The organism is Rhodopseudomonas sp. (assembly GCF_048594845.1).
In the GTDB taxonomy this organism is placed as follows: Bacteria; Pseudomonadota; Alphaproteobacteria; order Rhizobiales; family Xanthobacteraceae; genus Rhodopseudomonas.
The window spans coordinates 1-5,636 of record NZ_JBMDXE010000136.1; the positions used below are offsets into that span (position 1 = coordinate 1).

Here is a 5,636-nt window from a genome sequence, read left to right on the forward strand (position 1 = left end):
GACATTCACGTCGAACTGCTCGACATGGAAGAACTCCGGCACCTTGCCGAGGACGCCGCGCGCCAGCAGATCGAACGAGGCGTTGGCGGACTCGTACGCATAGCCGGCGGCTTCGCGCTCCTTCATCTTCTCGATCAGCCGCCCGAGCTTCGGATCGTCGCGATCGACCTGGATGGTGGTGCGCGCCAGCTCCGCCAGCACATTCGACTTGCCGGCCTGATCCGACACCAGCACCTTGCGGTGGTTGCCGACGGTCTCGGGCGCCACGTGCTCGTAGGTGTGCGGGTCCTTCATCACCGCCGAGGCATGGATGCCGGTCTTGGTGACGAAGGCGCTGCCGCCGACATAGGGCGCGTGCGGATCGGGGGCGCGGTCGAGAATGTTGTCGAGCGCCCGCGACACCTGCACCAGCGTGGCGAGCTTCTCGTCGGACACGCCGATCTCGAACTTGTCGGCGAATTCCTTCTTCAGCTTCAGCGTCGGGATCATCGACACCAGATTGGCGTTGCCGCCGCGCTCGCCGAGGCCGTTCAACGTGCCCTGGATCTGCCGCGCGCCGGCGCGCACTGCGGCGAACGAGTTCGCCACCGCCTGCTCGGTGTCGTTATGGGCGTGGATGCCGACATGCGTACCGGGGATGCGCTTCACCACCTCGCCGACGATCGCTTCGATCTCGTCCGGCATGGTGCCGCCATTGGTGTCGCACAGCACCACCCAGCGCGCACCGGACTGATATGCCGCCTCGGCGCATTGCAGCGCGAACGCCGGGTTCTCCTTGTAGCCGTCGAAGAAGTGCTCGCAATCGACCAGCACTTCGCGGCCCTTGTCCTTGGCAAGCGCAACGCTGTCACGGATCGAGGCGATGTTCTCCTCGTTGGTCGTCTCGAGCGCGACGCGGACCTGATACTCGCTCGACTTCGCCACGTAGCAGATCGCGCCGGCCTTGGCCTCGAGCAGCAGCGCGACGCCCGGATCGTTCGATGCCGAGCGGCCCGGCCGCCGCGTCATGCCGAACGCCGCGAAGGTGGCGCGCTGCAGCTTCTGATCTTCGCCGAAGAATTCGGTGTCGAGCGGATTGGCGCCGGGATAGCCGCCTTCGACATAGTCGATGCCGAGATCGTCGAGCAGTCCGGCGATCAGCTTCTTGTCGTGCAGCGTGAAATCGACGCCGTTGGTCTGCGCGCCGTCGCGCAGCGTGGTGTCGTAGAGATACAGACGTTCGCGACTCATTGATCCGCTCCCGGCGCCGCGGAGTCCGCCAGCGTCTTTTTCATCGAAGTGTTGGCGAGCCATTCGCCGTTGAGTGTGACGGTGTTACGCTGCGTCGCGACGTAGCCGCGGCGCGTGAAAAATTCCGCCGCATTGTCGCTGGCGTCGACCGTCAGCGCCTGCGCGCCGCGCGCGCCGGCGAGCTTCTCCAGCGCGTCGATCAACGACGTCGCGACGCCGCGACGCGTGAAATCCGGATGCACGTAGAGCATGTCGATGTGATCCGCGCCTTTCAGCGACGCGAAGCCGACCGGCGCGCCGCCCAGCGTCGCGATCAGCGTCAGCTGCGAGCCGAGCCGCGCGGCGAATTTGGCATCGTCGTCCGCCACCGAGGCCCACGCTTCACGCTGCGCCTCGCCGTAATCGTCCTCGGTGAGCTGCTCGATCGCCGCGATGAAGATCGCCGCCACGATCTGGCCGTCCTCGGGCAGATACGGCCGCAGGCCGGGCTTTTCCGTCGCACTCATGACTCACCAGAACCCGTAAAGCTTCAGCACCAGCGCCGTCGCGCCGGCGAGCAGCGCGATCTTCAGCGCGATGTAGTACAGCCAGTGCTTGGGGAACGGCGTATCGGGCCGCGACGTCGGCTTAGATTCGGTCATCTCGCAATCTCCCAGGTCGTCACCGGCTTGCCGTCTGCGTCCTTGCCGTCCTTGATGGCGATGCCCATCGCGGCGAGCTCGTCGCGGATGCGGTCGGATTCCTTGAAATCCTTGCGCGCGCGCGCCTCTGTGCGAGCTTCAATCATTTTCTGGATTCTCGAACTTTGCGGCCCAACGCCTAATGTTGGCGTGCCGAAAGCTGGACTAGCTGTCTCTATGGACTCAGCGGCCAAGTGATGGGCTCGTCGCCCATCGAGGTATTCTCGGCCTATCGGCACGCCAAGCAAGCGAAGTGCCGCCTCTAATCCAAGCGCGTTTCTTGCCTTATAGAGCGCGCGCAACTCGGTGATAGCAGCAGACGTGTTGAGATCGTCAGTAAGTGCCTGCAACACGCCTTGTGCTTGGGAGGCATCACCGCTGGAATCAGTTTCCAATAAGGCAAACCAACGCCCCAACTCGCGAACCGTCTCCGTCAAGCCGCTTTGGGTCCAATCGATGGGCTGCCGATAGTGCGTCTTCAGCATATTGAGCCGAAGAACCGCCGGCCCCCAGTGATCGCGCTGATCCGATATAGTCAGAAAATTCCCCAAACTCTTCGACATCTTCTCGCCTTCGACCTGCAGGAAGCCGTTGTGCATCCAGGTCTGGGCCATGCGTTCGGTGTGGAAGGCGCAGCAGGTTTGGGCGACTTCGTTTTCGTGGTGGGGGAAGACGAGGTCGATGCCGCCGCCGTGGATGTCGAAGGTTTCTCCGAGATGCTTCCACGACATCGCCGAGCACTCGATGTGCCAGCCCGGCCGGCCTTCGGTGGTGATGCCGGCCGGCGACGGCCAGGACGGCTCGCCGGGCTTCGATGGCTTCCACAGCACGAAGTCGGTCGCGTCGCGCTTATAGGGCGCGACATCGACGCGGGCGCCGGCGATCATCTCGTCGAGCGTGCGGTTGGCGAGCGCGCCGTAGCGCGGCAGCACGCCGTTCGCCGCGTTCATCGCGGCCGGCGAGAACAGCACGTGGTCCTGCTCGGCATAGGCGAAACCGCCCGCCACCAGCTTTTCGATGATCTGCCGCATCTCGGCGATATGTTCGGTCGCGCGCGGCTCGACGGTCGGCCGCAGGCAGCCGAGCGCGTCGACGTCGTCGTGAAACTGCTGCTCAGTCTTCTCGGTGACCTTGCGGATCGCCTCGTTCAGCGGCAGGCCCGGATAGTCACGCGCAGCGCGGTCGTTGATCTTGTCGTCGACGTCGGTGATGTTGCGGACGTATTTGACGTGGCTCTCACCGTAGAGGTGCCGCAACAGCCGGAACAGCACGTCGAACACGATGACCGGCCGGGCATTGCCGATATGGGCGAAGTCGTAGACCGTCGGGCCGCAGACATACATCCGCACATTCGACGGATCGAGCGGCGCGAAGTCGCGCTTCTGCTTGGTCAGCGTATCGTAGAGGCGCAAAGCCATGGATTCCCGTCCCCTGCGGCCGGGCGTCCAGTGATCTCATGAGAGAAAAGACGGCCTCAGCCAGCGTTGAGCTAGCTCGTAATCTCGCGGCAAATGCCACAAATCGAGAAAAGACCGTTCATTCCCGCACCATGGCCAGCCGGCCGGAGCGCGTCAAGCCCGGCAAACGCCCTAAGTCGTTGCGCCGGCGGATTTTGGCCATGATCGGAGCCTATTGCGCCCGCGCCCTGGCTCCCTGCCATGGTTAACGATTCTTTACCACTTCCCGCCTATTGATCGGGGGCTTGGCGCCCTCGCTCACCGGTGTCCCATGAAGCTCCTTCCGGCTCTATTTGTCTGCGCGGCTGTACTGCACGCGTCCCTGGCCTTCGCCGACAGCCGCGTTTTCATCGTCGCGAACCAGCCGGACGGTTACGGCATCGATCAGTGCCTGGCGAAAAGCGAAAGCTGCGGCGCCCATGCGGCGCTGGCCTATTGCCAGGCGCGGGATTTCGCCCAGGCCGTCGCCTATCGCCGGGTCGATCCCGACGAGATCACTGGGGCGGTGCCGAAGACCGCCGGCCTCACCTGTGCCCGAGGCGGCTGCAACGAGTATGTGGCCATCACCTGCCAGCGCTGAACTGCGCGAAAATGCCTGGGGCTTCGCCACAGAGACGCCCCGGAAACGACGTGACGATGCCGCGAGAAGCCGGTAGAAGACCCGCAACCGTCGCGGCTTGAACGGATTGCCGGACGGCATCGATCGCGCGGATTTTCTGAGACGATTCGGCCGATCGCCGAGATCACCATCCGCCGGAATTCCTGAATGCCCGACTTCTTCGAGACCGCGAGTTTGATCCGCCGCCGGTGGCTGAGTGGCGCTGTCCTGGCGGCTGCCGCGATGCTGTCGTCCGCCGCGCAGGCGCAGCAAGGCTATCCGCCCCAGCAGGGTTATCAGCAGCCGCCTGGCGCCCAGCAGGGCGCGGTCAATCCGGTCTGCCCGCGGCTGGAAGCGCAACTTGCATCGATCGACCGCGGCGGCGGCGATCCCGCCCGCGCCGACCAGATCCGGCGTTATGAAGACGCCGTCAATCGCCAGCAGGGCGAACTCGACCGCGTCACCATGCAGGCCAAGCGGATGGGCTGCGACAGCTCCGGCTTCTTCTCGCTGTTCAACGGCCAGTCGGCGCAGTGCGGTCCGGTCAACAACCAGATCCAGCAGATGCGCGGCAACCTCGATCAGATGACTTCGAGCCTGGAGCGGCTGCGCTCCGGCGGACCGGGCGGCTCCGATCGTGACAACCAGCGCCGTTCGGTGCTGACCGCGCTGGCGCAGAACAATTGCGGCCCTCAATACGCCGCAGCCGCGCAGCAAGGCGGCGGAGGCTTCCTCAACAATCTGTTCGGCGGCAACGCTTCCCCAGCGCCGGGCGCCCCTGGCGCGCCGCTACCCGACTTCAACACCGACACCGGCACGTTCCGCACCGTCTGCGTGCGCACCTGCGACGGCTACTACTTCCCGATCTCCTTCGCCACCACGCCGGCGCGCTTCGCCGACGACGAGAAGACCTGCAAGTCGCTCTGCCCGGCCTCCGACGCGGCGCTGTATGCGTATCGCAATCCCGGCCAGGACATGAACCAGGCGGTGTCGATCAACGGCCAGCCCTACACCTCGCTGCCCGCCGCCTTCCGCTATCGGCAGAGCTTCGATCCGGCCTGCTCGTGCAAGGCCGCGAACCAGAGCTGGGCGGACGCGCTGAAGGGCGTCGACGACACGTCGGCCCGCGAGCATGGCGACATCATCGTCACCGAAGAGAGCGCCAAGCGCATGGCGCTGCCGCCGGCGCAGCGCGCCAACGCCCGCAAGGGCGCGGCGCCCGCACCAGCGACCGCGAACGGCGCCGCGCAGCCGGACCCAGGCGCGCCCTCGACCGATCCAAACAAGATCCGCACCGTCGGCCCGACCTTCCTGCCCAACACGCGCTGATCGCACCTAGCGCCGGAACGCCGGCATAGCCCATCCGGGCTATGGCCGCGCACGACGCCCTCCTCCTAGCTTGCAGCCTCTCGGGCCAAGCGGAGGAGTGAGGGCATGCGGATCATCGTTGTCGGCGGCGGCATCGCCGGATTGGGCGCGGCCGATCGGCTGCGCGACGACGGCCACGACATCGTGCTGCTCGAACAGGACACAGAAGTCGGCGGACGCTGCCGCTCGGTGCTGTGGCACGGCGTGTGGGCCGTGACCGGAGCATTCGCGTTTCTGGGCGCCGAGAGCAATCTGAGCGACCTCGCCCGCAAGCTCGGCATCGACCAACCCGACGGTCTCGCC

At 65.6% G+C, this 5,636-nt stretch carries 7 protein-coding genes; 3 read left to right on the forward strand and 4 right to left on the reverse strand.

Going from position 1 to position 5,636, the window contains the following annotated elements; all coding sequences use genetic code 11:
• From cimA to cysS, 4 genes are all read right to left on the reverse strand, one after another.
• A partial coding sequence (cimA, locus tag ACOJTD_RS08270) for a citramalate synthase (RefSeq protein WP_420132438.1) occupies positions 1-1,230 on the reverse strand: 1,230 nt, incomplete at its 3' end.
• A complete protein-coding gene (locus ACOJTD_RS08275; protein WP_420132439.1) occupies positions 1,227-1,736 on the reverse strand; it encodes a GNAT family N-acetyltransferase in 510 nt (169 codons plus the stop codon). The genes cimA and ACOJTD_RS08275, both read right to left, overlap by 4 nt.
• Positions 1,737-1,739: 3 nt before the next feature.
• On the reverse strand, positions 1,740-1,871 hold the full coding sequence (locus ACOJTD_RS08280; RefSeq protein WP_420132440.1) for a hypothetical protein: 132 nt from the start codon (positions 1,869-1,871) through the stop codon (positions 1,740-1,742).
• Entirely contained in the window at positions 1,868-3,328 is a 1,461-nt protein-coding gene (cysS, locus tag ACOJTD_RS08285; protein ID WP_420132441.1) for a cysteine--tRNA ligase, read from the reverse strand. The genes ACOJTD_RS08280 and cysS overlap by 4 nt, the downstream gene beginning before the upstream one ends.
• Positions 3,329-3,638: 310 nt before the next feature.
• On the opposite strand from cysS, the gene ACOJTD_RS08290 reads away from it, so the two are divergent.
• The 3 genes from ACOJTD_RS08290 to ACOJTD_RS08300 form a co-directional block, all read left to right on the forward strand.
• The gene (locus ACOJTD_RS08290; protein WP_420132442.1) at positions 3,639-3,947 is read left to right on the forward strand and encodes a hypothetical protein; all 309 of its coding nucleotides are present in this window, start codon (positions 3,639-3,641) and stop codon (positions 3,945-3,947) included.
• Positions 3,948-4,133: 186 nt separating this feature from the next.
• The gene (locus ACOJTD_RS08295; RefSeq protein WP_420132443.1) at positions 4,134-5,294 is read left to right on the forward strand and encodes a DUF2865 domain-containing protein; all 1,161 of its coding nucleotides are present in this window, start codon (positions 4,134-4,136) and stop codon (positions 5,292-5,294) included.
• 105 nt (positions 5,295-5,399) lie between these two features.
• A partial coding sequence (locus ACOJTD_RS08300) for an FAD-dependent oxidoreductase (RefSeq protein WP_420132444.1) occupies positions 5,400-5,636 on the forward strand: 237 nt, incomplete at its 3' end.